The 26604-nt window shown below is 41.1% G+C and carries 18 protein-coding genes; 9 read left to right on the top strand and 9 right to left on the bottom strand.

Annotated elements, in window-relative coordinates; all coding sequences use genetic code 11:
• Positions 1-214: 214 nt before the first annotated feature.
• The 3 genes from lon to rpsT all read right to left on the bottom strand — a co-directional run bounded on the left by lon (position 215) and on the right by rpsT (position 4002).
• Entirely contained in the window at positions 215-2623 is a 2409-nt protein-coding gene (lon, locus tag QTN47_RS08835; RefSeq protein ID WP_369328989.1) for an endopeptidase La, read from the bottom strand.
• A gap of 172 nt (positions 2624-2795) precedes the next feature.
• Positions 2796-3374, bottom strand: a complete 579-nt coding sequence (locus QTN47_RS08830) for a porin family protein (RefSeq protein ID WP_369328988.1) — start codon at positions 3372-3374, stop codon at positions 2796-2798.
• A 361-nt stretch (positions 3375-3735) separates the two neighbouring features.
• Positions 3736-4002, bottom strand: coding sequence for a 30S ribosomal protein S20 (rpsT, locus tag QTN47_RS08825; RefSeq protein WP_369328987.1), 267 nt, complete (start codon positions 4000-4002; stop codon positions 3736-3738).
• Between the two features lie 405 nt (positions 4003-4407).
• On the opposite strand from rpsT, the gene QTN47_RS08820 reads away from it, so the two are divergent.
• The 3 genes from QTN47_RS08820 to QTN47_RS08810 all read left to right on the top strand — a co-directional run bounded on the left by QTN47_RS08820 (position 4408) and on the right by QTN47_RS08810 (position 10302).
• Positions 4408-7149: a 2-oxoglutarate dehydrogenase E1 component gene (locus QTN47_RS08820; protein ID WP_369328986.1), complete on the top strand. Its 2742-nt coding sequence runs from the start codon at positions 4408-4410 to the stop codon at positions 7147-7149.
• Positions 7150-7327: 178 nt separating this feature from the next.
• Positions 7328-8902, top strand: a complete 1575-nt coding sequence (gene odhB, locus QTN47_RS08815; RefSeq protein WP_369328985.1) for a 2-oxoglutarate dehydrogenase complex dihydrolipoyllysine-residue succinyltransferase — start codon at positions 7328-7330, stop codon at positions 8900-8902.
• Between the two features lie 200 nt (positions 8903-9102).
• Positions 9103-10302: a methyltransferase domain-containing protein gene (locus QTN47_RS08810; protein ID WP_369328984.1), complete on the top strand. Its 1200-nt coding sequence runs from the start codon at positions 9103-9105 to the stop codon at positions 10300-10302.
• A 169-nt stretch (positions 10303-10471) separates the two neighbouring features.
• Here the strand turns inward: QTN47_RS08810 and QTN47_RS08805 are convergent, their stop codons facing one another.
• From QTN47_RS08805 to QTN47_RS08795, 3 genes are read right to left on the bottom strand one after another with little or no spacing between them, the layout of a single operon-like run.
• On the bottom strand, positions 10472-12073 hold the full coding sequence (locus QTN47_RS08805; protein ID WP_369328983.1) for an efflux MFS transporter permease: 1602 nt from the start codon (positions 12071-12073) through the stop codon (positions 10472-10474).
• A gap of 5 nt (positions 12074-12078) precedes the next feature.
• Positions 12079-13161, bottom strand: a complete 1083-nt coding sequence (locus QTN47_RS08800) for an HlyD family secretion protein (protein WP_369328982.1) — start codon at positions 13159-13161, stop codon at positions 12079-12081.
• Between the two features lie 18 nt (positions 13162-13179).
• Entirely contained in the window at positions 13180-14529 is a 1350-nt protein-coding gene (locus QTN47_RS08795; protein WP_369328981.1) for a TolC family protein, read from the bottom strand.
• 195 nt (positions 14530-14724) lie between these two features.
• Between QTN47_RS08795 and QTN47_RS08790 the strand changes: the two genes are divergently transcribed.
• Entirely contained in the window at positions 14725-15558 is an 834-nt protein-coding gene (locus tag QTN47_RS08790) for a helix-turn-helix domain-containing protein (protein ID WP_369328980.1), read from the top strand.
• Between the two features lie 74 nt (positions 15559-15632).
• On the opposite strand, the gene mnmA is transcribed toward QTN47_RS08790, so the two are convergent.
• A complete protein-coding gene (gene mnmA / locus QTN47_RS08785) occupies positions 15633-16736 on the bottom strand; it encodes a tRNA 2-thiouridine(34) synthase MnmA (protein ID WP_369328979.1) in 1104 nt (367 codons plus the stop codon).
• 271 nt (positions 16737-17007) lie between these two features.
• Between mnmA and QTN47_RS08780 the strand changes: the two genes are divergently transcribed.
• The 4 genes from QTN47_RS08780 to QTN47_RS08765 all read left to right on the top strand — a co-directional run bounded on the left by QTN47_RS08780 (position 17008) and on the right by QTN47_RS08765 (position 22048).
• Positions 17008-17448, top strand: a complete 441-nt coding sequence (locus QTN47_RS08780; RefSeq protein ID WP_369328978.1) for a single-stranded DNA-binding protein — start codon at positions 17008-17010, stop codon at positions 17446-17448.
• A 360-nt stretch (positions 17449-17808) separates the two neighbouring features.
• A complete protein-coding gene (locus QTN47_RS08775) occupies positions 17809-18885 on the top strand; it encodes an Ldh family oxidoreductase (RefSeq protein ID WP_369328977.1) in 1077 nt (358 codons plus the stop codon).
• A 368-nt stretch (positions 18886-19253) separates the two neighbouring features.
• Positions 19254-20573: an aspartate kinase gene (locus QTN47_RS08770; protein WP_369328976.1), complete on the top strand. Its 1320-nt coding sequence runs from the start codon at positions 19254-19256 to the stop codon at positions 20571-20573.
• 245 nt (positions 20574-20818) lie between these two features.
• Positions 20819-22048, top strand: a complete 1230-nt coding sequence (locus QTN47_RS08765) for a carboxypeptidase-like regulatory domain-containing protein (RefSeq protein ID WP_369328975.1) — start codon at positions 20819-20821, stop codon at positions 22046-22048.
• A gap of 519 nt (positions 22049-22567) precedes the next feature.
• Here QTN47_RS08765 and QTN47_RS08760 read toward each other — a convergent pair.
• Both QTN47_RS08760 and queA read right to left on the bottom strand, forming a co-directional pair.
• Entirely contained in the window at positions 22568-23473 is a 906-nt protein-coding gene (locus QTN47_RS08760; protein ID WP_369328974.1) for an alpha/beta hydrolase, read from the bottom strand.
• Between the two features lie 247 nt (positions 23474-23720).
• Positions 23721-24770: a tRNA preQ1(34) S-adenosylmethionine ribosyltransferase-isomerase QueA gene (gene queA / locus QTN47_RS08755; RefSeq protein ID WP_369328973.1), complete on the bottom strand. Its 1050-nt coding sequence runs from the start codon at positions 24768-24770 to the stop codon at positions 23721-23723.
• Between the two features lie 355 nt (positions 24771-25125).
• On the opposite strand from queA, the gene QTN47_RS08750 reads away from it, so the two are divergent.
• A complete protein-coding gene (locus QTN47_RS08750; protein WP_369328972.1) occupies positions 25126-26517 on the top strand; it encodes a Gfo/Idh/MocA family protein in 1392 nt (463 codons plus the stop codon).
• Positions 26518-26604 lie beyond the last annotated feature (87 nt).

The following is a 26604-nucleotide window of genomic DNA, read 5'->3' as shown; positions in this document are numbered from 1 at the left end:
GTAAGACGCGTTAGACATGTAGGACAGGTAAGATTTAGGATGTAATTTGTTGAATAAAAAAGTGAGATCAATTACACACGATAAAAAGAAAAATCCTCCATTGACATGGAGGATCTTAACCCTTAAAACAACCAACATGAAAAAAATCTTGTTATACTATAAATGACAATCAAGAATATTTTTTGTTCAGTTGTAAGATATTTTTTAGGAAATTTTATACCAAAGCTAATTCCAGCACCTGCTGCATTGTTTTTACATAATGGAATTTTAAGCCCTTTATAAAATTGCTGTCTATTTCCTGTACATCTTTTTCGTTTTGCCAGCAGAGAATGATCTCTTTAAGTCCGGCACGCTTGGCTGCAAGCACTTTTTCTTTAATACCACCAACAGGCAATACCTGTCCGCGTAAAGTGATCTCTCCAGTCATTGCAACGTAAGACTTTAGTTTTCGTCCCGTAAATGCACTTGTTAACGAGCTCAGCATGGTAACGCCCGCACTCGGTCCATCTTTAGGCACCGCGCCTTCCGGCACATGTATATGTATGCTCCTTTTATTAAATAATTCAGGATCAATATCATACTTTTTAGCATTTGCCTGTAGATAAGTTAATGCAGTTGCGGCACTCTCTTTCATCACATTTCCAAGGTTACCTGTAAGTTTTAATTCGCCCTTGCCATCGCTCAACAATGTTTCTATAAAAAGAATATCACCGCCCACATATGTCCATGCTAAACCAACTGCAACGCCGGGCATGTTAGCGGTCTTATAAATTTCATTACTATACCGTGCACTACCCAGTATTTTCTCTATCTCCTGTTGTGTAAGTGTGGGCTTTACCTTTCCTTTTGTTGCATATTCTTTTGCTTCATAACGCATTACGCTGGCTAATTGTCTATCCAGTTCACGCACACCACTTTCACGTGTATAGCTTTCAATAACTTTTTCCAAAATCCTGTCACTGATCTTAAAGTTTACTTTTTGTAAGCCGTGCAGTTCTTTCTGTTTTGGAACAAGATGTCTTTTAGCTATCTCAACTTTTTCTTCAATTGCGTATCCGCTCAGGTCAATGATCTCGAGCCTGTCGCGTAGCGCAGGTTGAATATTTTGAATATTATTTGCGGTAGCAATAAATAAAACTTTACTCAAATCATATTCAAGTTCAAGATAATTATCGTAGAACGTATTATTCTGTTCAGGATCAAGAACTTCGAGTAATGCAGAAGACGGATCGCCGCGAAAATCACTGCCAATCTTATCAATCTCGTCCAGGATCATTACCGGGTTGGATGATTTGATCTTACGCACGTTTTGTAAAATACGTCCTGGCATAGCACCGATATAAGTTTTGCGGTGGCCACGGATCTCACTTTCATCATGCAATCCACCAAGGCTTATACGTACATATTTTCTTCCGATGGCGTGAGCAATGCTTCTGCCCAATGAAGTTTTACCAATACCCGGAGGACCTACAAAGCAAAGAATAGGGCTCTTCATGTCGCCCTTTAATTTCAGCACAGCCAGGTACTCAAGAATGCGCTCTTTTATCTTGGTCATACCGTAGTGATCGCTATCAAGAACCTGTTTGGCCTTCTTTAAATCATAGCTATCCTTTGTGTACTCTTCCCAGGGAAGATCCAGCATCAGGTCAAGGTGATTGTAAACCACAGAATAGTCAGGAGTGGATGCATGCATTCTCTCCAGTTTTGCAATGCCTGTCTTGAAGAGGTTTTTAGCAGCTTCCGGCCATTTCTTGGCCTCGGCTTTTTTCTTCATGTCGGCAATCTCACGCTCGTTTGTATCGCCACCCAGCTCTTCCTTAATGCTCTTCAATTGTTGCTGCAGAAAATATTCTTTCTGTTGCTTATCAATTTCGGTTCTTGTTTTGGTGGCTACTTTATTTTTTAGTTCAGCAAACTGTAATTCACGTTGAAGCAGTTCAACCAGTTTTTCTGCGCGTTTTTTAACATCGTCAATTTCTAAAAGCGCTTGTTTTTCAGCAATTTCTGTATTTAGGTTACTGCTTACGAAATTGATAAGAAAGGATGCGTTTTCAATGTTGCGAAGAATAATGGATGCTTCCGTGGGCAGGTTGGGAGAGAGGTGAATGATCTGAGCCGCCAGGTCTTTTATGGTTGAAGTATAAGCTGCGAAGTCATCGGTTTCCGGAATGGTATCCTCGGGAAGAAGGCTGATATTCGCTTTGAAATATGGCTCTTCTTCTACAAGGCTGAGTAATTTAAACCTCTTTTTCCCCTGTATGATCACAGTCGTGCCACCGTCGGGCATTTTAATCAGCTTCACAATTTTGGCAACAGTACCAATCTCACATAAATCTTTGTATTGGGGATCTTCGACATTGGCATCTACCTGGGCCAAAACCCCGATAAGTTTGTCGCCCTTATAGGCGTCGTTAACAGCTTTTATGCTTTTGTCCCTTCCTACGGTGATAGGTATTACCACGCCCGGAAAAAGAACAGTATTTCTAAGAGGTAACAGGGCAAGAATATCTGGTATTACCAGGTTTTTGTCTTGCTCGTTATCAGTTTCATTGATAGGAATAATCGGCAGAAAGTCTGTATCATCTTCAGCTTTCAGAAAAAAGTTGTCTTTAGTTATGTTCATCTCAACGTCAATTTGTCATCAGGTAATTACAGATTAGTTTAATCTGCTGAGCAGGAATATGGGTCAATTAAAATGCCACATGATGAAAGTTACCGCAATAGTTACAAAATGGCACAAAAAAATGGCACCACATAGCTGTGGTGCCTTAAAATGATTTTAAAAACAAATGGAACTAAAGGATCTTAAGACCTAATCCTACTTGAATTTGCTGGCTTTTCCAACTGCTTTGATCAGGAAGATCACCTATGTCAGAAAGTCCAATATTGTACCGGCCAAATACACGTAACATTTTTAGATTAAGCTGAGCGCCTAATGCCATAGCAAAATCGCCACCTTTAAAAGCGTCACCAACGTTTTGCAGGGTTGTTTTGTGATTATTTAATAGGATGCCAAACTGAGGTCCTACATGAAAAGTAAGTAACGGGCTGGCATTAATTCTCAACAGTACAGGAACAGTAAGGTAATTCAGGTTCACCTTGTCACCTGGCTTCCAGCCTAATGCATCGTTTGGATTATCGGATACCTTTGTATTGGTTTGATTAAAAACAACTTCAGGTTGAATACCAAAAGTTTTACTAAAGTCAATTTCGGCAAATCCACCTAAAACGTAGCCGAGTTCAAAACCATCCTTGAAATCCTGTCCGTTTATTTTAGAAAAATTGGCGCCTACTTTAGCTCCAAGATGAAACTGAGCCTGTGCAAACAACGTAGCAAATACCAGGGCTAACGATAATAATAGTGTCTTCTTCATGTTTGATTTTTTAGTGATTATTATGCTTTCGGTCTTAAACAACTCTAAACGAACGAATCTTTGATTTTAATGTTAAAGAAACTATAAGGTGGATTGGAAATTTGAAATTTGCGATTTGAAATTTTCCCGTTTTAATCCTAATACAACTTTACGGCCAACATTAAGATGAGGCAAGACAACATAGCGCAGCCTGAATAATCTCAGCTCTCTAATTGTAGGTGTGCGTAGGAGTTAGGCAGTTGAGTCTAAACAATCCCAAATTTCAAATCCAAATCTTCACATAAAAAAAGGATGCACCCGTTGGGGACATCCTAATATCTTAAACGAAGAACGTTTTAGCCGTTCTGAATCAATGTTTTAATTAAGCTGTAGCGGTAACTGCAGATTCAGTCTTCCTGGAAAGCTTGCTCTTAAGGTTAGAAGCTTTATTCTTATGAATGACACCGCGTTTAGCAAGTTTGTCAATCATAGCGATTACTGAAGGCAACTTTTCATCATAAGCCTTCTCTTCTTTTAAAGCTTTTAAGTCACGTACGGCATTACGTGTAGTTTTGCCATAGTAACGGTTCCTGTCCCTGCGTTTAGCTGCCTGGCGCACATCTTTCTTTGTAGCTTTATGATTTGCCATAATTTCTTTTTTGGGACGGCAAAGGTAGGGGATTGTTTTGGAAAGAAAAAAAAATTAGCAAAGAAATTTGTGCTTCAATAAAACTTCTTTCCAAGCCCTGCAAAGCCGCCTGATATTGTATTAAATAGAGGCCGCAAATTTACTTATATTGACTAAAATTCCCGTTTTTGCTGTAAACAGTTCGCATGGTTTTATTTGAATATATGTTTTTGATTGTTTTTTACCAGCCCAGTAGTGTGAGGCATTTGGCTCAGCCGCTGTTATTTGTTTTAAGTTTTGAATGCAGGCGTAAGGTCGCATCTCGTTAAAATTAACATCCCGTAACACTATTTTCGTTAAAATTTTATGATATCAATCACCGATATTTGCATCCGTTTAAGTTTAGAATTGAATAAATAAGCTTGCATGAACGACTTTTCATACATAACAAGTTCGCATCCGGCATATATTGAGAGTTTATACCAGGATTTTGTGAAAGACCCAAATAGTGTAGATCCTGAATTGAAAAAGTTTTTTGAGGGATTTGATTTTGCGGCCACAAACGGCTTTGTAGCTAACGGAAAAGCTCCGGCAGCAGCAGCGGCCTCTGGCATTGACTGGAAAAGAGAAATTGGTGCATATAGAATGATCCTTGGTTATCGCAACAAAGGACATTTGATAGCAAAAACCAATCCGATCAGAAAAAGAAAGGATAGAGGAGCTAATTTGGATTTAGGCTTTTTTGGTTTCACAGAAGCTGATCTTGATCAGAAATTTAATGCTGGTAATTTAATAGGTCTGGGTGTAACTACCCTCCGCAAGATTATCGAGCACCTGGAAAAAAGCTATGCCGCGCATGTTGGTATAGAATTCAAATACATAAGCGATCAAAAGAAGGTTGACTGGCTGACGAATGCGATGGAGAAGAACTTTGCTGCACCGCTTCCGATCGAAAAAAGAAAACGCATCCTGGAAAAACTGAACCAGGGTGTAATTTTTGAAAAATTCCTTCACACCAAATACATCGGCCAAAAGAGATTTTCACTGGAAGGTGGAGAAACTACTATCGCTGCGCTTGATGCTATCATCAGCACCTCGGCTGATAATGATGTACAGGAAGTGGTAATCGGTATGGCTCACCGTGGTCGTCTGAATGTTTTAGCCAACATTATGGGTAAAACATACGAGCAGATCTTTAGCGAGTTTGAGGGAACCGGGCAGGTTGACCAAACCATGGGCAGCGGCGACGTAAAATACCATATGGGATTTGGTAGCGAGGTACAGACGCTGAACGGTAAAAAGATCCATTTAAAACTGATGCCGAATCCTTCTCACCTTGAAGCAGTTGATCCTGTTGTTGAAGGTTTTGCAAGGGCCAAGGCAGACGTAATGTATAAAAGTGATTACGATAAGATTCTTCCCATACTTATTCATGGTGACGCATCAGTTGCGGGCCAGGGTATAGTTTATGAAGTATTGCAGTTTAGTGAGCTGGAGGGTTATGATACCGGTGGTACCATCCATTTTGTGATCAATAACCAGATTGGCTTTACCACTGATTTTGATGATGCAAGAAGTGCTGACTATTGTACTTCGATCGCTGCGATGATCCAGGCTCCGGTAATGCACGTAAATGGTGATGATCCCGAAGCTGTGGTTAAGTGTGCCGAGATTGCTACGCAGTACAGGCAGGAGTTTAACACAGATATATTTGTAGATATGGTTTGCTATCGTCGCCATGGTCACAATGAAGGCGATGATCCAAAATATACGCAGCCGCATTTGTATGCTTTAATTGAAAAGCACGCCAATCCAAGAGAAGTGTATACCAAATTCCTGATGGAAAATGGTGAAACTGATGCACAGGAACTGGCGAAGGAAATGGAAAAGAAATTCTGGAATGACCTGCAGGAAAGATTAGACGAAGTAAAACAGAAGCCTCTGCCTTATAAATATCAGCAACCGGAAGAGTGGTGGAGAAACCTGAGGAAAGCAACACAGGACGATTTTGAAAAATCACCCGATACATTTGTTTCCGAAGAGCAGTTCAACATTTTGTTCAAAGGGTTGATGAATTTACCTACAGACTTTACTCCGCTTAAAAAGGTAGAAAAATTGTTGCAGGAAAAGGTTAAGCTGTTTGACGCCGAGCAAAAAGTGGACTGGAGCACAGGTGAATTGATGGCGTATGGCTCTATTCTTACTGAAGGCAAAATTGTAAGAATGAGTGGACAGGATGTTAAGCGCGGTACATTTAGCCATCGTCATTCAGTATTAAGAGATGAAAACAATGATAAGGCTTACAACAGGCTGAATCATTTCAATGATAGCCAGGAAAGCTTTAGAATATATAACTCACTGTTAAGTGAATATGGTGTTCTGGGGTTTGAATATGGATATGCTTTAGCAAATCCTCAGGCATTGGTGATATGGGAAGCTCAGTTTGGTGATTTCTCCAACGGAGCACAAACCATGATTGACCAGTTCATCAGCGCAGGCGAACAGAAATGGAACCGCATGAACGGGGTGGTAATGTTGTTACCTCACGGTTATGAAGGACAAGGCCCTGAGCACAGCAGTGCACGCATGGAACGTTATCTGCAAATGTGTGCTGAGCTGAATCTTGTGATCACTAATATCACCACTTCAGCCAACTTCTTCCATGCAATGAGAAGACAGTTGACATGGCAGTTCCGCAAGCCGCTGATCAATTTCTCTCCAAAAGCAAATCTGCGTCACCCGGGTAGCTATAGTCACGTAAGTGAGTTTACCAAAGGTGGATTTAAAGAATTGATTGATGACAGCTTTGTTCAGGATCCGGCACAAGTGAAAAAAGTGTTGTTGTGTTCTGGTAAGTTGTACTTTGATCTTGCTGAAAGACAGGCAAAAGAAAACAGAACAGATATAGCAATAATCAGGTTAGAGCAGATCTATCCTTTACCATTCAAACAGATCGAAGCGCTTTATCACAAATACAATAAAGCAACGTGGTTCTGGGTACAGGAAGAGCCGCTGAATATGGGTGCAGCTTCATTCCTGCAAATGAATCTGAAGACCATCAATTATGGTGTGATCAGCAGACAACCAAGCGCAGCCACTGCAACCGGTTATGCTAAAGTGCACAAACAGGAGCAGGAAGAGATTATACAAACAGCGTTTTCAATTTAAGTACGATTTACGAAGTACGAAGTACTCAACGTGAATCAGGCTTACTAATTACAAGCATAACCAGGAATAAGCAGGATCAAAAATTGTAAACGTTCTAAAAAGCAGGTACTTCGTACTTCGTACTTCGTACTTGCCTCACGTTGAAGAAAGAAAAAAACGATAAAAGAAAACATTCTTTATGATAGAAATTAAAGTTCCTACGGTTGGAGAATCTATTAATGAAGTAACCTTGTTAAAATGGACCAAGAAAGATGGTGAGTATGTTGATCGTGATGAAGTGATTGCGGAACTGGAAAGTGAAAAAGCGACTTTTGAAGTAAATGCCGAACAATCCGGAACATTAAAAACAATTGCAAAAGAAGGGGACACTTTAAACATTGGTGCCGTTCTTGCGCACATTGATGAATCAGCTGCTAAGCCCTCTGCATCAGCAGCCGCACCTGCTGCTGAAGAGAAAAAAGAAGCTGCACCTGCTGCTCAGTCCGCCGCTGCGCCTGCAGCCGCAGCTGTAGCTGTTGGTAAAGGTGTTATTGAACTAAAAGTGCCAGTTGTTGGTGAATCCATTTCTGAAGTTACCTTGTTGAAATGGGTGAAGAAAGAGGGTGACCTGGTTCAACGTGATGAAGTGATCGCTGAAATGGAGAGCGAGAAAGCTACTTTTGAATTGAACGCAGAAGAAGCTGGTAAATTAAATACACTGGTTAACGAAGGTGATACAGTTAAGATAGGCGATGTAGTTGCCAAAATTGATACTGATGTTGCCGTTCCTGTTGGAGGAGCTGCATCACAACCTGCCGCTGCAGAAACAAAACCCGCCGCTAAACCTGCAGCAGAAGCTGCTCCGGTTACAGCCGTGGCAAATGATGTAAAGGCAACTCCTGTTGCTGCTGCAATTATTGCGGATAAAAAAGTTGATCCTAAGAGCATTACAGCATCTGGCCCTAGCGGCAAGATCCTGAAACATGATGTACTGGAAGCACTTGCCCATCCTGGTAAGAAAGCATTTGACGGACAGGAGCTCTTTACACGCAATGTGCGTAAGGAGAAAATGAGCAACCTGCGCAAAACTATCAGCCGCCGGCTTGTTGAATCTAAAAATACCACTGCGATGTTAACCACTTTCAACGAAGTGGATATGACACGCATCATGGAAATACGTAAGACATTCAAGGATAAGTTCAAAGAATCGCATGGAGTTAACCTTGGATTCATGAGCTTCTTTGCTAAAGCATGTGCTATTTCGTTAAGCGAGTGGCCCGCTGTGAATGCTTACATTGATAGCGATGAACTGGTTTATCATGACTATGCTGATATCAGCATCGCTGTAAGTACGCCACGTGGCTTAACAGTTCCTGTTATCCGCAACGTGGAGAGCCTGAGCATGGCCGACATTGAGAAGAAAGTAATTGAACTGGCAGGCAAAGCGAGGGATAATAAATTAACAATGGAAGAGCTACAGGGCGGTACATTTACCATCACAAATGGTGGTGTATTCGGAAGCCTGATGAGTACGCCGATCATTAACCTGCCTCAGAGCGCTATTCTTGGTATGCACAAGATCCAGGAAAGACCAATGGCCATCAACGGACAAGTAGTGATCAGACCAATGATGTACATCGCACTGAGCTATGACCACAGAATTATTGATGGCCGCGAAAGTGTAAGCTTCCTTGTACGTGTGAAAGAACTACTGGAAAATCCTGAGTTATTGTTATTCGGAAAAGATCCGGTTAAGACTTTACTAGAATTATAATTTCTATGATTTGTTGAAGTAGCGTGTGTGCAAGTGCTGATTGTGTTAGTGTACTTCGTACCTCGTACCTCGTACTTGTAAATTACCTGCATCAATAGATATCGAACTGGCAAATAAGCCCCGAGCACAATCGGGGTTTATTTTTGCCCAAAATACCTAAGCTTTGCATCAATAATAATTCCGGCAATATCATTCATTTCATGCAACAAAGATTTCATTCATATTTCAATACTGCAGTACAACTCATTTCTTCTTATGATGGAAAAATGCCATTGGCTGCCTGGCTGAAGAATTATTTCGCGGCGAATAAAAAACATGGTTCAAAAGACAGAAAGTATATCAGTCATTTGTGTTATTGTTACTATCGCCTGGGGCAGGCATTGCCAAATGTTGAGGTTGCAGAAAAATTGAAAGTAGCCATATTTCTTTGTAATGCGGAACCCGGTGTTTGGACCGGTTTGTTTGAGCTGGAATATATTGACAACTGGAACGTTGAATTGATAAGAAGAATTGTGTTTATACAAACCAAATACGCATTCTCATTGGAAGATGTTTTTCCGTTTGCAGAAAGCCTGACTGATGAGATTGATAAAGACAGTTTCATCGCTGGTCATTTCGTGCAGCCAGATGTGTTTATACGTGTGAGACCGGGCAAAGAAAAAACTGTCACAAAAAAAATGGAAGAAGCAGGTTTACCTTTTCAGCAATTGACAAATGATTGCATAGCCCTGCCCAATGCATCAAAAATCGACACCATACTTGCGCTGGATAAAGAAGCGGTGATACAAGATTACAGCTCGCAACGGATAGCAGAATTTTTTCCTTCTGAGCTAACTGATAAGAATATAACGGTGTGGGATTGTTGTTCCGCAAGCGGGGGAAAGTCAATTCTTGCTTATGATCATTTACACAAGATGAAGTTATTTGCAAGTGATGTACGTTCGTCTATACTTTTTAATCTTCAACAGCGTTTTGCAAAGGCCGGAATTAAGAATTATCACTCTTTTGTTTGTGATATTTCAAATGAGTTAACTGAATCCTTCACCAACGATCCGGTTAATTTTATTATTTGCGACGCACCTTGTTCCGGATCCGGCACCTGGAGCAGAACACCAGAACAACTTGCCTATTTCACCCGGAAGAAACTGGAAGATTACGCTGCATTACAAAAAAAGATCGCTGGTAATGCAATAAAGCATTTGTCTAAAGGCGGATACTTTTTATACATTACCTGCTCAGTTTTTAAACAGGAAAATGAAGAAGTGGTGGAATTTATTTTAGACGAAGTAAAAGGGCTCAAGCTCATCAAATCCGGCGCCCTCAAAGGCTATAACCAAAAAGCCGATAGCATGCACGCTTCGCTTTTTTTGAACCAGGGAGACAGTTTCGACACTGAGTAACACGGCGGTAAACCACGGAGACATTACGACACTAAGTAACACAGCGTTTTTTATTCCACGCAAAAGAATATTCTCGCTTTCGAATTAAATATTTATTTATTGTAATTAATTAAGCTACCTCTGTAAATATTCGCTGTGTTTCTCCGTGTCGCCGTGCCTCCGTGGTTCATCACCACATGGTTTTAGGGAAATACTTACCCGAGCGCCGCTTAATCAAGCCAAGCGAATGTTTTATATGCTGGTTTAAAAGTATCAACACAATCAGCACCAGTAAGCAACAGCCCACTACAGTATATATCTCCATATCCGACAACAACACAGTTTGATTAACAATCGAGCTGTTGATTTGACGAATGGCCAGGCTATTTGCAGCATCTGTTGCATATCCTTTGCTCATAAAGGCCTGGGCCGATTGAGCCAATCTGCTTTGTGTTTCGGAATTTTCAAGGGATACAAACTGCTGTAATTTGCTGTAATGATTTTGCTGTAGAAAAACCTGTGCGTTTTGTAAAATACAAAAGCCAATTGTTGTTCCCCAAAAGCGGCCGGATACAGTTACAAATCCGCCTGCCAGGGTGTCTTCTCGTTTTAAAGTAGATATACTGAATAACACCAGGGGAACGAAGGTCATTCCCACGCCTGTACCCTGTAGAAAGTAAGGGATACTGATTTGCTTTAACGACACATCAGGCACAAATAAAAAAGTAAACCAGATGTGATAAACAGCCAGGCACAAAAAGCCAGTTGCAAGTAAGTACCTTGTGGCAATACCTCTTGCAAAAAGAATAGCAGAGATGGTGAGGCCGGCGACTATTCCCGCAGCGTTTATATACTGAACATGCATAACATGGATCGGTTCCCAGTTCCATATTTTACCCATGGCGGAATGAAGCATATTCAAAGTAGCACGGGAAATGTAGAAAAGCAGAAATAACAGCAAGCCTATTCTCAGATCGGCATTCTTAAGCACGTTCATGTTAAGCGAAGGGCGTTTCATATATAACTGTCGCAATACAAACAGTCCTCCAAAACTAATTGCTACGACCGCTGCGACGATAATATGAACCGAAGCAAACCAGTAAAGCTTTTCACCATATACAAATACGTAAGCACCACAAAGAACGCCAGTGAGCAATAAGATGTAGCTAACCCAATCCAGCTGATACAGTGGAAATTTTTTGATGAATCTTTTACCGTTGAACACCAGCAATATCAAAGCCATACCAATTACCTGGAAAAGTGCTGCACCGTAGGCCATATGTTTCCAATCATACCGGTCAAGGATCCATACCATCATGTGCATGGTAACAGTGGAAGAAGTCAATAGAATGCCGTAAAAAATGCTGTACACAATAATGATTGCATTTTTTGATTTAAACTTAGATAACAACAACATGCGCATAGATACACCAGGCAACGCCATGCAGATGCCTTCTGCGATGCGCAGAAAAATAAACTGGTAGTAGTTTGATGTATAAGCCGATATGATAAGGATGGCGCTTGTAAAGATCTGGATGCAAAGGAAATAGTTTCGCGTGGAAAAATATTTAAAGAACCTGGCTTCGATTAACGCCGTGGCGAACAGCGTTCCGTACGTAACGCACATTACAAACTGCATATCTTCCGGTTCAATATCCAGGTAGCTTGCGGCGTAAGTAACATTGGAATTATACAAACCAAGCAGCATCATCGACGGAAGCAGGCAATAGATCAGCACTGCTTTTATGAACCATGCCGGTACCCATTCTTTAAAAACATTATCCGTGCGCATAAATACTATCTGCTTACTTTATCGTTGTTTTTTACGGTAACAATTACGTTCATGCCTGCGCGCAAAAAAGCGGTCTCTTTTTCGTTACCGGTCAACTGTATTCTTACCGGAATACGTTGTTCAATTTTTACGAAATTTCCTGTTGCATTATCCGGTGGTAATAGCGAAAATCTGGCACCACTTGCAGGGGACAACGATTCAACTTTGCCCCGGAAAATTTTGTTTCCTGTAGCGTCGGCTTTTATCACAACATCATTGCCCTCTGCCAGTTGCTGAACCTGTGTTTCTTTAAAATTTGCCGTCACCCATTTTTCTTTACTTACTACGGAAACAAGTGTCTGGCCTTCTTTGACAAGTTGACCGGGTTGAATGGTTTTACGCCCAACCCATCCATCATAAGGAGCGGTAATAACAGTATAAGAATAAAATAACGCGGCATTATCTACCGCAGCCTGTTTTGCCTGTACGGAAGAAACAACCGGGTCTACTTTTGAAGAAGCTTCTTCAGTACTAAGATTGGTTGCCGCAAGACTGTTTACAAGTTCATTGTAATGCGCTTTGGCAGATTCATAATTAGCCTTCATTTGTTCAAACTGTTGTTCCGTTGCAGCCTCTTCCTTCACTAAGTTATCATAACGCTTATAATCCTGTTCAGCTTTCCATAGTTGCGCCTGTGCAGCATCAATCTGTGCCTTATGGATTGCGGTATTGCTTTTACTTGTTATCACACCTCTCTCCATCACATGTACACTTTGTTTTGCAGATGACAGATCTGCAACCGCCATGTCCAATTTGCTTTTAAACTCACGGTTGTCAATTACAACAAGCGTATCTCCTTTATGAACAAATTGGTTTTCTTGAAATCTTACCGCTTGTATATAACCAGTTATCCTGCTTATTACAGGTGTAACGTATTGTTCAATCTGAGCATCATTTGTTTCTTCGTGATCATGATAAAATGTAAAGAAATAAATACCGCCGCCTATGCCAACAATGACTACCAGTATCGAAAGTGCGGTTATAAAATGATGATAGAAGTTTTTTTCTTTCTTCGGTTCTTTTTTGGGTGATGTATGTTGCTCTTTCATATAATGCGTGTGTTGTGTTTAGTTAAGTTTGTTTTGGTCCAGCATGCCGGATGCGTATAGTAGCTGATAGAATTTCATTTGTGCATCGATCTTTTCGGAGACATTGTTGAATCTTGCCTGTAACAAGGCATTGTCTGCATCAACAATATCCGTAATCAACGCCAGTTGGTTCAGGTATTTCACTTTGATGATACGATAATTTTCCTCTGCCTGCTGAATAGCTTTTTCAGTAACCGGAATCCGTTCTTTGATTTCCTTCAGTTGCTGATATTCTTTAAACACTTTGTCGGTTATTTCATCTTTCAGGATAGATGTTTCAAGCTGGCTTTCTGCTACATGCTTATTGGCAACTGTCATTTTCTTTTTGTTCTTGTACAGGTTTGAAATGCTGAAATTCACATCAACGCCAATCATTCCAAGACTATACAAATAAGGTGTCGGAGGAAATAACATATAGTCCGGATATTTATAAGCATACGATCCGAATAAACCTACTGTTGGATAAAAACCACCCTTTACTTCTTTCCGTTCAGCAAGTGCAATCTCCTGGTGCTTTAAAGCAATGCGCATATCTTCTTTTTGATAAGCTTTTTGCAAATAGGCTTCATAAGCATCCTCAAGCGCAGGCATTTGCAGCAAATTGGTCGTGTCGAGTTCCAGCGTCATTTCCTCAGACAGATTTAATATGGTTTGCAGGTCATGCGTGGCAACGGTGATATTCTTTTGGTTGGTAATGAGCGACAATTGCATGTTATTTAGTTGCAACTCTGCACGCAATATTTCGTTCTTTGTAACAGCTCCATTCCGTTTGAGCGCCTGTACTTCTCTTAATCTTTTTTGTTCTTCTTTTATTTGCTCATTAATGACTTGTTGAACGGACATCAGCTTATAAATACCGAGATAAGTGCCAATAACATCCATCTCAATATCGTTGGTTGTTTTTTCAACCTGTAAGGTTGATAGTTCCTTTTCTTTATTTGATTTTTCGATCGCTGTTTTAATTCTTCCACCTGCATATAAGGGAACTTTCGCGCTCAGGGTTGCATCATACATATCGGGAATAGCCTTGATGACTTCTTTGTTGCTGTATCCGTTGTGGAATTCCGTAAGATTGGTGATCCGTGCATACGATGTGTGAAAGTCGAGATCAGGCAGTTGCCTGTCCCTGGCAATATCCACTTCTTGTGTTGCTATATCTTTTTTTAGCTCAGCCTTTGCTATATGCTTGTTGTTTTCCCTGGCGGTTTGAATCGCATGTTCCAGTGTCAAAGTAATTTTAGCCTCATGCTGTGAAAAGGCAGTGTTGTTGCTGAGAAGAACAACAACAAGCATGCAAATAATAAGCATAAAAATTTTAGTGTTACTCATGCAGAGTAACCTTTTATTCCGAATCGTCATAATCGAGTGTTTGAGAAATGCAATCAGTTGGCTGTGATTGGTGACTTATGCGATGAGCACGTGGGGCATGGTGTCATGAATCATCGTAAATTTCACAACACAAAGTTCCATCATTCTCCACAGGCATAATTATCTTTGTACGTCAAACATTTATTCAATTCTGCCATGAAGCCCGCACATACCAGGTATTTAACAGAAGTTGACAAGATTGGGGAGAATATATATTGTGATCATGATTTTGTGGGAAGAAATGCAGCCGGCGAAAATCATGTTCCCACACATAAACATGTTAAAGGACAATTTTTGTATACTGAGGGCGGCATTGTGCATATTACTACAGATGAAAAAAATTACTTTCTGCCGGCAAGACATTACATGTGGATCCCGCCCGGAAAACTACACAGCATAACCACAAGTTCGCCTGATGTAATGATGCGTAACCTGTATTTTCCACCGCCGGAAAAAGAGGCTGATTTTTACAGGCAGATTGCCATTTACCCGGTCAATGATCTGCTGCTCGAAATGCTTTTTTTTACGCGACGCTGGCATGGACAAATTCCGCCGGAAAACGATGTGGCGTATAGTTTCATTCATTCCATCAAAGCAATATTGCCTGAGATAAGTAGTTATAGTTTACCGCTTTCATTGCCTTATCCGAAAAGCGAAAGATTACTACAACTTGTCCGTTATCTCTATCAACACATTGATGAGGATATCCGCTTTGCAACGCTGGCCAGGCAATTTGGATATAGCGAACGGACATTAGCGCGTGTATTTCAGCAGGAATTAAATATGTCTTTTGTTCAATTCTTCACCTTGCAAAGAATGATGAAGGCGCTGCAATTATTGTTGGAAGAAAAACGAACAGTCAATGAGACCGCCTATATGGTTGGCTACAATAGTGTGCCCACGTTCAGCAATACGTTTCATAAGATAATCGGCACACGGCCATCGGAATATATGAAGCAAAAGGGAGTGCGAGGAATAATTGAAAATTGAAAGTTGACAATTGAAAATGATGGTAGCGTATTTTCTTCTGTATTCATTGTCAATTTTCAACTTTCAATTGTCCATTATAAAACGGATCTGTAATCAATAATGCCGCCGCCAATCACTTCGTCACCTTCATAAAATACTGCGCTTTGGCCCGGAGCAATGCTTTTTACATTTTCATAAAAACGGATGCGTAACCCGCCATCATTGTTATATAAATTGCTGATCGCGCCCTTGTCTTTATAACGGATCCTGGTTATTGCTTCCATGCCGTCGGTAATACCATCATACTTGATCCAGTTGATTTTGTTTACCTGCATGTCGTTGCTTTCCAGATCGCTTTCATCACCCAAAACAACCGTGTTTGTTTCAGGGTTAATGTTGGTAACGTATGCGGGCTTGCCTAAGGCAATTTCAAGTCCTTTGCGCTGACCGATTGTATAGAATGGATAACCTTTATGTTTGCCTAACTTCTTTCCTGTTTTATCAACAAACCATCCGCCATTCACTTTTTCTTCAAGTCCGTCAACACGACGTTTTAAGAAACCGCGATAGTCATTATCCGGAACAAAACAAATTTCATAACTCTCGCTCTTTTTTGCCAGTTCAGGATAACCATAATCAAGTGCCATTTGACGGATCTCTGTCTTACGGTATTTGCCCAATGGCATAATTGTTCTGCTCAACAATTCCTGGTCAAGTCCCCACAATACATAACTCTGATCTTTAAGTTCGTCTAAACCTTTGCTGATCACATAACGGCCATTATCTGACTGGTAAACATTGGCATAGTGACCTGTCGCAATAAAATCACAACCAAGCGCATTGGCACGTTTTAGTAACGCTCTCCATTTAATATGCGTATTGCACATTACGCATGGGTTGGGCGTACGGCCAGCCAGGTATTCATCGACGAAGTTTTCAATTACGAAATCGCCAAACTCTTCACGTATATCAAGAATAAAGTGTGGGAACCCGTGTTGTACTGCGGCTTGCCTTGCATCATTAAAGCTATCGAGGTTACAGCAACCTGTTTCCTTATGTCCACCACCGCTTGAAGCATAGTCCCATGTTTTCATGGTAATGCCCACAACTTCATAGCCCTGTTCATTCAGCATGAGAGCCGTAACGGTACTGTCAATACCGCCACTCATTGCTACCAGGACTTTTCCTTTACGGCTCATATTATAAGATTTTTTAGAGAAAAATTCGTGCAAAGATAGATCATAAGTTCCAGAGCCGGAATTAAGAAGGTGACAGTGGGTTTTCGGATTAAGAAAAAAATGCACTAATTATTTATATTTAATTAAAATCAATTAATTACATATAATTATTTTAATGCTGTTATTGGGATTTTAACCTTCATATAGTTCGTCATAGCAAAAATTAATAGTTTCTTTATATTGTGAAATTAATTGTCTTTATTTGTAACATTACAGTGTAAAAAATTTGAATATGATAAAACTGCAAGTAATTGGAAATCTTGGAAAGGACTGCGTGGTGAATAATGTGAACGGCAAAAGTGTAATCAATTTCAGCGTGGCTCATACAGAAAAATTCAGAGACGCCCAGGGTAACCAAAAAGATAAAACAATTTGGGTAGAATGTGCTTACTGGACTGACAGAACAGCCATTGCCCCTTATCTTAAAAAAGGCACACAAGTATATGTGGAGGGTGCACCTGATATCAGAACATACAGCACACAGGATGGCAGACAGGGCGCTTCCCTGAGCCTGAGAATATCTAACGTTCAGTTGTTAGGAACAAGGTCTTCTGATGGTGAAGGTGGTTCTTCTTATAATTCTGGTCCCTCGTACAGTGCGGCTCCGCAGCATGTTTCGGCACCACCGTCATCCAGCCAGCTGAATGAACCTGCAGACGATCTTCCATTCTAAATATAGAACGTTGGTGTTAAGTCAAAAGTAAAAAGTCAAAATTCCCCGCCTGACCAGTCGGGCAGGAAAACGATCAAATGCAATCCTGTTGATTGTTTTTTAATCAGCTTGAACAATTTACTGTTGACATGACACTAGTTTAACCGGTCACATGACCGGTTTTTTTGTGCGCATTGCTGAATAAAAAGGGGTTATATTTTAATTAGAGCAAGAATTGCGCAAATAATAAGCCCTCTATTGATGTGAGATAATAGTAGGACTGACTGCCATTGTTTTTCCTGCCCGACTGGTCAGGCGGGGATTTTTTACTTTTTACTTTTGACTTAATCCTATCTTGCGTTCCACTAAAAATGTGTTGAAGTGATTATAGCTTACGATCGGTTGTTTGATTTTACATATGCAGTTTTTAAAGCGATAGGTTGTTCTGATAAACACGCGACCATTGCGACAAAAGTGTTACTGTCAGCAGATATAAGAGGAATTGACAGCCATGGTGTGGCAAGACTTACAGGGTATGTTCGTCTGTGGGAAGCGGGTCGTGTAAATGCAACTCCTGATATTAAGATAGTGCATGAAACTCCTTCTACGGCAGTTGTTGATGGAGATAAAGGTCTCGGGCTCGTAGTAGCGCCATTTGCTATGCAGGTGGCTATTGACAAAGCAAAGATTGCAGGTACGGGTTGGGTGAGCGTGAAGAACAGTAATCATTTTGGAATTGCCGGATATCACGCCATGCAGGCTCTGCAACATGACATGATTGGTATGGCCATGACAAATGCCAGTGCGTTGGTGGCGCCCACTTTCAGTGTTGAAAGAATGCTGGGAACCAATCCCATTGCTGTTGCTATCCCGGCAAATCAACAGCCGCCGTTTGTTGCAGATTTTGCAACAACAACTGCAGCCAACGGTAAGCTTGAAATATTACAGCGTAAAAATGCAGATGCTCCATTGGGTTGGGTGCAGGATAAATCCGGCGAGCCATCCACAAACGCAAACGAATTAAAGCAGGGTGGTGCATTGCTGCCTTTGGGTAGCGACAGAGAGCACGGTTCTCATAAAGGATACGCTTTAGGTAGCATTGTAGATATATTTTCTGCCGTATTAAGCGGTGCCAGTTATGGTCCCTGGGCGCCACCGTTCCCGGCTTATGTCCCCATGCCGGAAAATATGCCGGGCGAAGGTTTGGGACATTTCTTCGGGGCCATGCGCGTAGATGCATTCAGGCCCGCAGATGAATTTAAAAGCCATATGGACAATTGGATTGGTCGATTCAGAAACGCAAAGCCCGCCAGCGGTCACGATAAAGTATTGATCCCCGGCGATCCTGAACGGGAAATGGAGGAAGTCCGCATAAAAAAAGGCATTCCTTTGGTAGACAGTGTTGTAGATGAATTGAAGTTGGTAGGCGAGAAGTGGGGGATAGAGCTGAAGGCTTAAAGCCCATAGGCCAAAGCTTAAAGCCCAAAGCCTAAAGCTTAGAACTGATGTGTGGCTGGTTGTAAGTTTTACGTTATACGTTTTACGTTTAAGCCCGTGTAAGTAAGCGGGCTTCTTTGTGCTCCTTCGCTTCCTCCGTGTCTTCGTGTTTCAAAATGAGCCTTCGCGTTTCCCTGTGCCACCGTGCCACCGTGTTTCAAAACCTTTGTGCTTCTTTGCGCCTTAGCGCCTTTGTGGCAAAAAATCTTCGTGTTTCCCTGTGTCGCCGTGCCTCCGTGGTTTTCCCGCCTCCGTGTTTCAAAAAAAATCCTATATTTTTGCGGCTCAAAAAATTATAACATCCCAAAACGCCTTTAGAGGCTTGTATTATGAAAGTAATGAAGTTTGGCGGCACCAGCGTTGGTAAGCCGGAACGTATGCGACAGGTAGCACAACTCATCACAAAAGATGATGAGCCAACAATTGTTGTGCTGAGCGCTTTAAGCGGAACCACTAATGCCCTGGTTTCCATTAGTGACAGTTTAGCTAACCAGCAACGTGACGAAGCCAAACGAAAGATCGATGAGCTTGAGGCTCACTACCGCAATTTTGTATTAGATCTTGTTAGTTCTGAAGAATCACGTGCAAAGGCTAATGAAGTTGTTACAGAACATTTTGAATTCCTGAATATCATTTTAAAGATCTCTTTCAGCGATGCGCTGAATAAAGATATTCTTGCCCAGGGTGAATTAATGAGCACCAAGCTGTTCTCTGTTTACCTGGAAGAAAATAAAATTGATCACCTGCTATTGCCTGCGTTGGAGTTCATGAGCATAGATGCAAATGAAGAGCCGCAGTTGTCAGTCATCAGCGGCAAGCTTTCTGCTTTATTAAAGCAAAATGCAGCAAAGAAATTATTTATCACGCAGGGCTACATCTGCCGCAATTCAAGGGGAGAAGTTGACAACCTGAAACGTGGTGGTAGTGATTACACAGCTTCACTTGTTGCTGCAGCAATTCACGGATCTGTTTGTGAAATATGGACAGATATTGATGGCATGCACAACAACGATCCCCGTGTAGTTGATAAAACAAAACCCATCGAAACCCTGAGTTTTGATGAAGCTGCAGAATTGGCTTACTTCGGCGCGAAGATCCTGCATCCTACATGTATCTGGCCCGCACAACAAACTAAAGTGCCGGTGAAATTATTAAACACCATGCAGCCTGAAGCAAAAGGTACAACTATTGAGCAGGATGCAAAAAGCGTAGGTGTTAAAGCAGTTGCTGCAAAAGATGGCATTATTGCTATCAACATCAAGAGCAGCCGCATGTTGCTGGCTTATGGCTTTTTGAGAAAAGTGTTTGAAGTGTTTGAAAAATACCGCACGCCAATAGATATGATCACAACTTCTGAAGTGGCTGTATCTGTAACAATAGATAATGCAGCACACCTCGATGCTATTGTTAAAGAATTAGAACCATTTGGCAATGTTGAAGTGGATACTGATCAGACAATAGTTTCCATTGTAGGAAATGAAATCGCAGAAACACAGGATGTGCTGATGAAATTATTTGATGCCATCAAAGGTGTTCCTGTAAGGATGGTAAGCTACGGCGGAAGCAGGCACAATATTTCGCTTTTGGTTCCTGCAAGCCATAAGAAGGAAATGCTGCAGAAAATTAATAGTGGTGTGTTTGGATTGTAATTCAAAAGTAAAAAGAGGAGCGAAGAGGTTATAAGTTGTACGTTATACGTAATACGTTAATTGGAGCGAAGGATAAGCGTTTGACGTTTTGGAAATAGTTAGGAAGATTAAGATTAGAAATTTTGAATTTTTACTTTTTAATTTTGACTTTGCTCTAGACGATAAAAAGTAAACCGGTCACCACGACCGGTTTATTTATTTCCCGAATAACTAAGTTTTTAGTTATAAATAATTATATTCGGCAAATGAAGTTTAAAATCGTTGGTTTCATATATTCTTTGCTGTTATGGAACATAAGCTTTTGCCAGAAAACACTAAGCGGAAAAGTAACGGATAAACAAACCGGGCAACCATTATCGGGTGTAAGTGTATACATCGCCAATACATCTGCCGGCGCGGTTACAAATTCCAAAGGAGAATATGTAATAAACCAGGTTACGATTAACAATTTTGAACTAATTGCTTCTATAGTAGGATATGAAACCACGGCCGCAAATATTGCGATGAATGTTTCTGACCAGCAGAATTTTTCCCTCGTGCCCAAAGTAAATGAACTGGAAGAAGTTGTTGTAGGTACATACGAAAAAGACGGTTGGGAGAAATGGGGGCGTTTATTCCTCGAAAATTTTATTGGTACCTCCGATATTGCAAAAGGCTGCACCATTAAAAACTATAAAGCAGTTCGTTTCAGGTATTTTAAACAAAAGGATCAGCTTACAGCATATGCGATGGAGCCTTTGATCATTGAAAACAGATCACTGGGTTATACGATAAGATATGATTTGATAAAGTTTTCATCAGATTTTAAATCAGGATATGTTTTGTATGCCGGCTATCCACTCTTTACAGAAATGAAAGGAGGAAAAGCCAAGATAAAAAAATGGAAAGCGAACAGGTCCAATGCTTATTATGGTTCCATGCTTCAGTTTATGCGCGCCATGTACAGAAATAAAGTGCCGGAATTTGGATTTGAAATGCGCCGCCTTGAAAAACTGCCTAACCTGGAAAAGCAACGTGTCCGCGCCGTGCAGGACTTTTATATTCGCGTAGTTGTTGATAAGCATGGCGTTAAGCAGGTATCAAACGATATGGAAGAACAGTTGCCACCTGACACTTTAAAATACTATAAAGAAGTTTTGCAGCAGAAAGACGTTATTGAAGTGCTCCATCCGGAAGTTATTAAGGCGGAAACAATTGCTTATGCTGAAAATGACGTAACCGCGGTGATGGATTTTAAAGATTATTTGTTGGTCACTTATCCTGCTAAAAAAGAAGAGCCAGGCTATTATGAAGGACGGCTGGGCGTTACGGCTGATCCCTATATTACCTCAGCCATAACGCTTATTAATAACAGACCGGTAAAAATTCAAAGCAATGGATCATATTACGATTCCCAGGATCTTATGAGTTCCGGGTACTGGGGCTGGCACGACAAAATGGGAACAATGCTTCCTCTTGACTATAAGGAGCAATGAGCTATCAGCTATCAGCTATTAGCTATCAGCTTTGAGCCTGTTACGACTAACCGATAGTTCATTCTCTCATTTGGGATTTGGATAGCCAGATTCAATTAACCCACTTATGATTTATAGACTTGGAAACCCGCTTTTGTGTCCATCCTGTTTTCAGCTCATGGCATGTAAATGTTTGGAATTAAAAAAGACGGATTAATTGTTATGATGGTGCAATCCCGAAGGGATGAAATTATTATAGAAACATGTAAACAATTTATCTAACCCCGTCGGGGTTTTGATCGGTGCGAAATATTTTGCTATAATAATTTCATCCCTTTGGGATTGGCAAAATCAAGCCTGATGCTTTAATTCTTAATCGACAAATAATATCGTTCCCTGGACCAGTATCCAGGGTTTTGACTTCATGCTCGAAGAAAGTCATTTGCAAATTTGCATATTCACACATTTGCACATTCGCTCGTCATTTTCAATTGTCCCCGCCTGAACGATTTCAGTCGGACAGGAACTTTCCATTGTCAATTAAAGCAATCCGTTCGAGGTAAGCCAATTCTTCGCCCTCTCCATCCATTTATCGGTGGTGGTTTTATTATTTAAGCCAAAACCGTGACCGCCTTTTTCATATATGTGCAGTTCAGCCGGGATTTTATTGGTGAGCAGTGCTTCATAATAACGCGTGCTATTCATGGGGTTAACGCCTCCATCATCGCTCGCATGAACGAGAAAAGCAGGAGGCGTTTCCGTTGTTACCTGCTGCTCGTTGGAATATTCTTTGATCTTCTCTTTAGAAGCATTTTTGCCTAATAAATTATCGCGGCTACCTATATGTCCCAGTTCATCGGTAAAGCTGATAACAGGATAAATCAGCATAGAGAAATCAGGGCGCAACGACGTGTTATTTGGATTATCAATTACCGCTTTTGTAAAGTGTGTAGATGCGGTGGAAGCAAGATGTCCGCCTGCACTAAAACCCATAATACCAATATGTGTTGGATCGATATTCCATTCAGCAGCTCTTTCGCGAACAAGTTGTATGGCTCTTTGAGCATCCTGTAGCGGACCAATTTCTTTATTCTGCATCGTTGAGTCATCTGGTAATCTGTATTTCAAGACAAATGCAGTAACACCCATTTCATTAAATACTTTGGCCACGTCTGTTCCTTCATGTCCTGATGCGAGAATGGCATAGCCTCCACCCGGACAGATAATAACCGCTGTCTTTTTTGGGGAAGGTTTAGCTGGTTTAAACACCGTCAATGTCGGCACCGTTACCTTACTGATCCTCAAAATTCCATCCTTCCCCATCTCTGATTTTTCCTTAACAGAATTGGGCTTTGTGTTTGGAACAGTATTGTATAAGGGAATTTCCTGCGCTTTTAGTTTATTCATGGCAAAAAGAGTAGTGGCTATAACAAGCATTTTTTTCATGTTGGCGAGATTTTTTAAGACAGTAAGATAGTAAGAAAGTAAGATAGTAAGACATGTAAGACAGTAAGACGTGTAAGACAGTAAGACGTGTAAGATAGTAAAATAGTAAGATCGTATCATAAAGAGAATAAGAGTATGGACGACCCTCTGGATGTGGACTTGTTGCTGATAGCTGATAGCTCATTGCTGACAGCTAAAAAGGCAGCCACAAGGGCTGCCTCCATATATAAAAAGGGTTAATCACAAATTAGAGAACCAGCAATGCATCTCCGTAGGTAAAGAAGCGGTATTTATCTTTGATCGCTTTTTTGTAAGCTTCCATTGCCAGGTCGTAACCGGCAAAGGCGCAAGTCATAATCAATAAGCTTGTCTTTGGTAAATGGAAGTTGGTTACAAGGCTGTCAGCCACATTAAAGTCGTATGGAGGATGAATGAACGTGTTTGTCCATCCCTCGCTAGGCTTCAATAATTTCTGAGCAGTGAAGCTGCTTTCCATGCCACGCATCGTAGTAGTGCCGATAGAGCAGATACGGTGACCGGTTTCTTTTGCTTTATTTACGATTTTGCAAGCCTCCTCATCAATACGATAGTATTCAGCATCCATTTTGTGTTTGCTCAGGTCTTCCACTTCAATCGGACGGAAGGTGCCAAGGCCGGTATGCAAGGTCAACTCAGCGAAACGGATCCCTTTAATTTCGCAACGTTTAATGAGCTCTTTACTAAAGTGTAAGCCTGCAGTAGGTGCTGCAACAGCTCCCTCATATTTTGCATAAACAGTCTGGTAGCGCTCTTTATCTTCTTCGTCAGGTTTACGTTTAATATATTTAGGAAGGGGCGTTTCGCCGAGGAATTCCAACATCTTTTTAAAGCTCTCATCATCATTATCCCACAAAAAGCGAATGGTACGTCCGCGGCTTGTTGTATTATCAATTACTTCTGCAACCAGCTCATCATTATCACCAAAATATAATTTATTGCCCACACGGATTTTTCTTGCGGGATCAACAATTACATCCCACAGGCGGTTGGGTTTATTTAGTTCTCTCAGTAAAAACACTTCGATTTTGGCTCCGGTTTTTTCTTTCCTGCCGTACATACGTGCAGGGAAAACCTTTGTATTGTTTACAACAAATACGTCTTTATCGTCAAAATAATCGAGAATGTCTTTAAAGTGCTTGTTTTCAATATTACCGGTTTTGCGGTAAACAACCATCATTCGGCTGTCTTCTCGGCGTTTAGTGGGGTTTTGGGCAATAAGATTAAGAGGGAGATCGAACTTAAACTGTGATAATTTCATCTGTTTACTATTTGTTTAGCTATAGTTGAAAAACCTGGCAGAAAGAGAGAAAACAGTGCAGACGTCTAAAGAATCCGGCGAAACTGTTAACCCTGAATTGTTTGGTTATTTCATGTGTTTTGTTACCTTGTACAACCCCACATGCAGCTCGCCGCCGCCTTACGGGGCGGTTAACGTCATGTTACGGCATGATTCTAAAAGCTTGCAAAAGTAAGATATAAAAAATTATTTTGCTAAAAAAATAATGTTATTTGCTGTGGTTAGAATATATTTAGTTGAGTTACAGTTATTAAGTATTTGCTAAATTCAAGTATATATTACCCTGCTGTAATCGCTAATGATAAAACCTACCAACATGTCATCCAACAGAAGGAACTTTTTAAAACAACTGGGTAGCTCTGCAATTGTTATTGGAGCGGGTTCTTTGCAGGATCTTGCAGCAAGAGAAAGGCATGAACGGATTGTTCTGCAGTCAAAAAGCAGGTATGCGGCCAACGACAAATTAAGAATTGCAACTATTGGTATGGGAATCATGGGATACAATGACACCCAAACTGCCATTAAAGTGCCCGGCGTTGAGCTTGTAGCGTGTTGTGATCTGTATTCCGGCAGGTTGCAAAGGGCACAGGAACTGTATGGAAAAAATATTTTTATTACGAAAGATTACAAAGAGATCCTCGATCGAAAAGATATTGATGCGGTTATTGTTGCAACCAGTGATAACTGGCACAGCACCATTTCCATTGATGCATTACATAAAGGCAAGGCCGTTTATAGCGAAAAACCTATCGTGCACAAGTTTGAGCAAGGCTGGCAAGTGATCAATGCACAGAAGGAAACAAAAAGGCCCATGCAAATCGGCAGCCAGCGTATCAGCAGTATGGTGTTTGCCAAGGCAAAAGAACTGTACAAGGCTGGCGATATAGGAAAGATTAACTCTGTGGAAGCTGTCTTTAACAGGCAGAGCGCATTGGGTGCATGGGAGTACACAATTCCTTTGGATGCTTCTGCCAAAACAGTGGATTGGGAAAGGTACCAGGCACTGGCAGCTAACAAAACACCTTATGATGAAAAGAAATTCTTCTGGTGGCGCAATTACCGTGATTTCGGAACCGGCGTCGCGGGCGACCTCTTTGTTCACCTGCTTACCGGGCTGCATTATATCACCGATTCAAAGGGACCGTCATCCATTTACTCTATTGGTGGATTAACTTATTGGAAAGACGGGAGAGATGTTCCTGATGTGATGACCGCAGTGCTGGAATATCCTGAAACCAAAGAGCACTCCGCGTTCCAGGTTGTATTGCGCGTAAATTTTGTTAGCGGCGAAGGAGATACGGGCTATACACGCATCACAGGAACAGAAGGCGTTATGGAAATGGGGTATAACGGTTTTACAATTAAAAAGAATAAAATGGCCAGGGCTCCGGGATACGGAGGTTGGGATGCATTAAGCACATATCCCGAATCAATGCAAAAGCAAATTGTTGAAGCCTATAACAAAAAATACAGCAAGGCAGACCAGGAGATTCCCAAACTGCCATCAGTGACCTACTCTGCCCCCAAAGACGAAGATGAACATTACGCTCACTTCGCCAACTTTTTTGATGCGGTACGCAATGGCACTCCCGTTATAGAGCCACCTGAGTTTGGTTTCCGCGCTGCCGGCCCATGCCTGGCCTGCAACGAAAGTTACTTCCAGAAGAAAGTGATTCATTGGGACGGTGAGAATATTAAAACTGTTTAATTGGTAAATGTGCGAATTTGCGAATGTGCAAATGAAGTAACCGCCATTCTTACATGTCTGACGTAAGAATAAGCTATTCGATCATTC

Origin of the sequence: Danxiaibacter flavus, assembly GCF_041060425.1 — a bacterium.
Classification (GTDB): domain Bacteria; phylum Bacteroidota; class Bacteroidia; order Chitinophagales; family Chitinophagaceae; genus Danxiaibacter; species Danxiaibacter flavus.
Note: the sequence above shows the minus strand (reverse complement) of the source record. Positions and strands in the feature narration are given on the sequence as shown.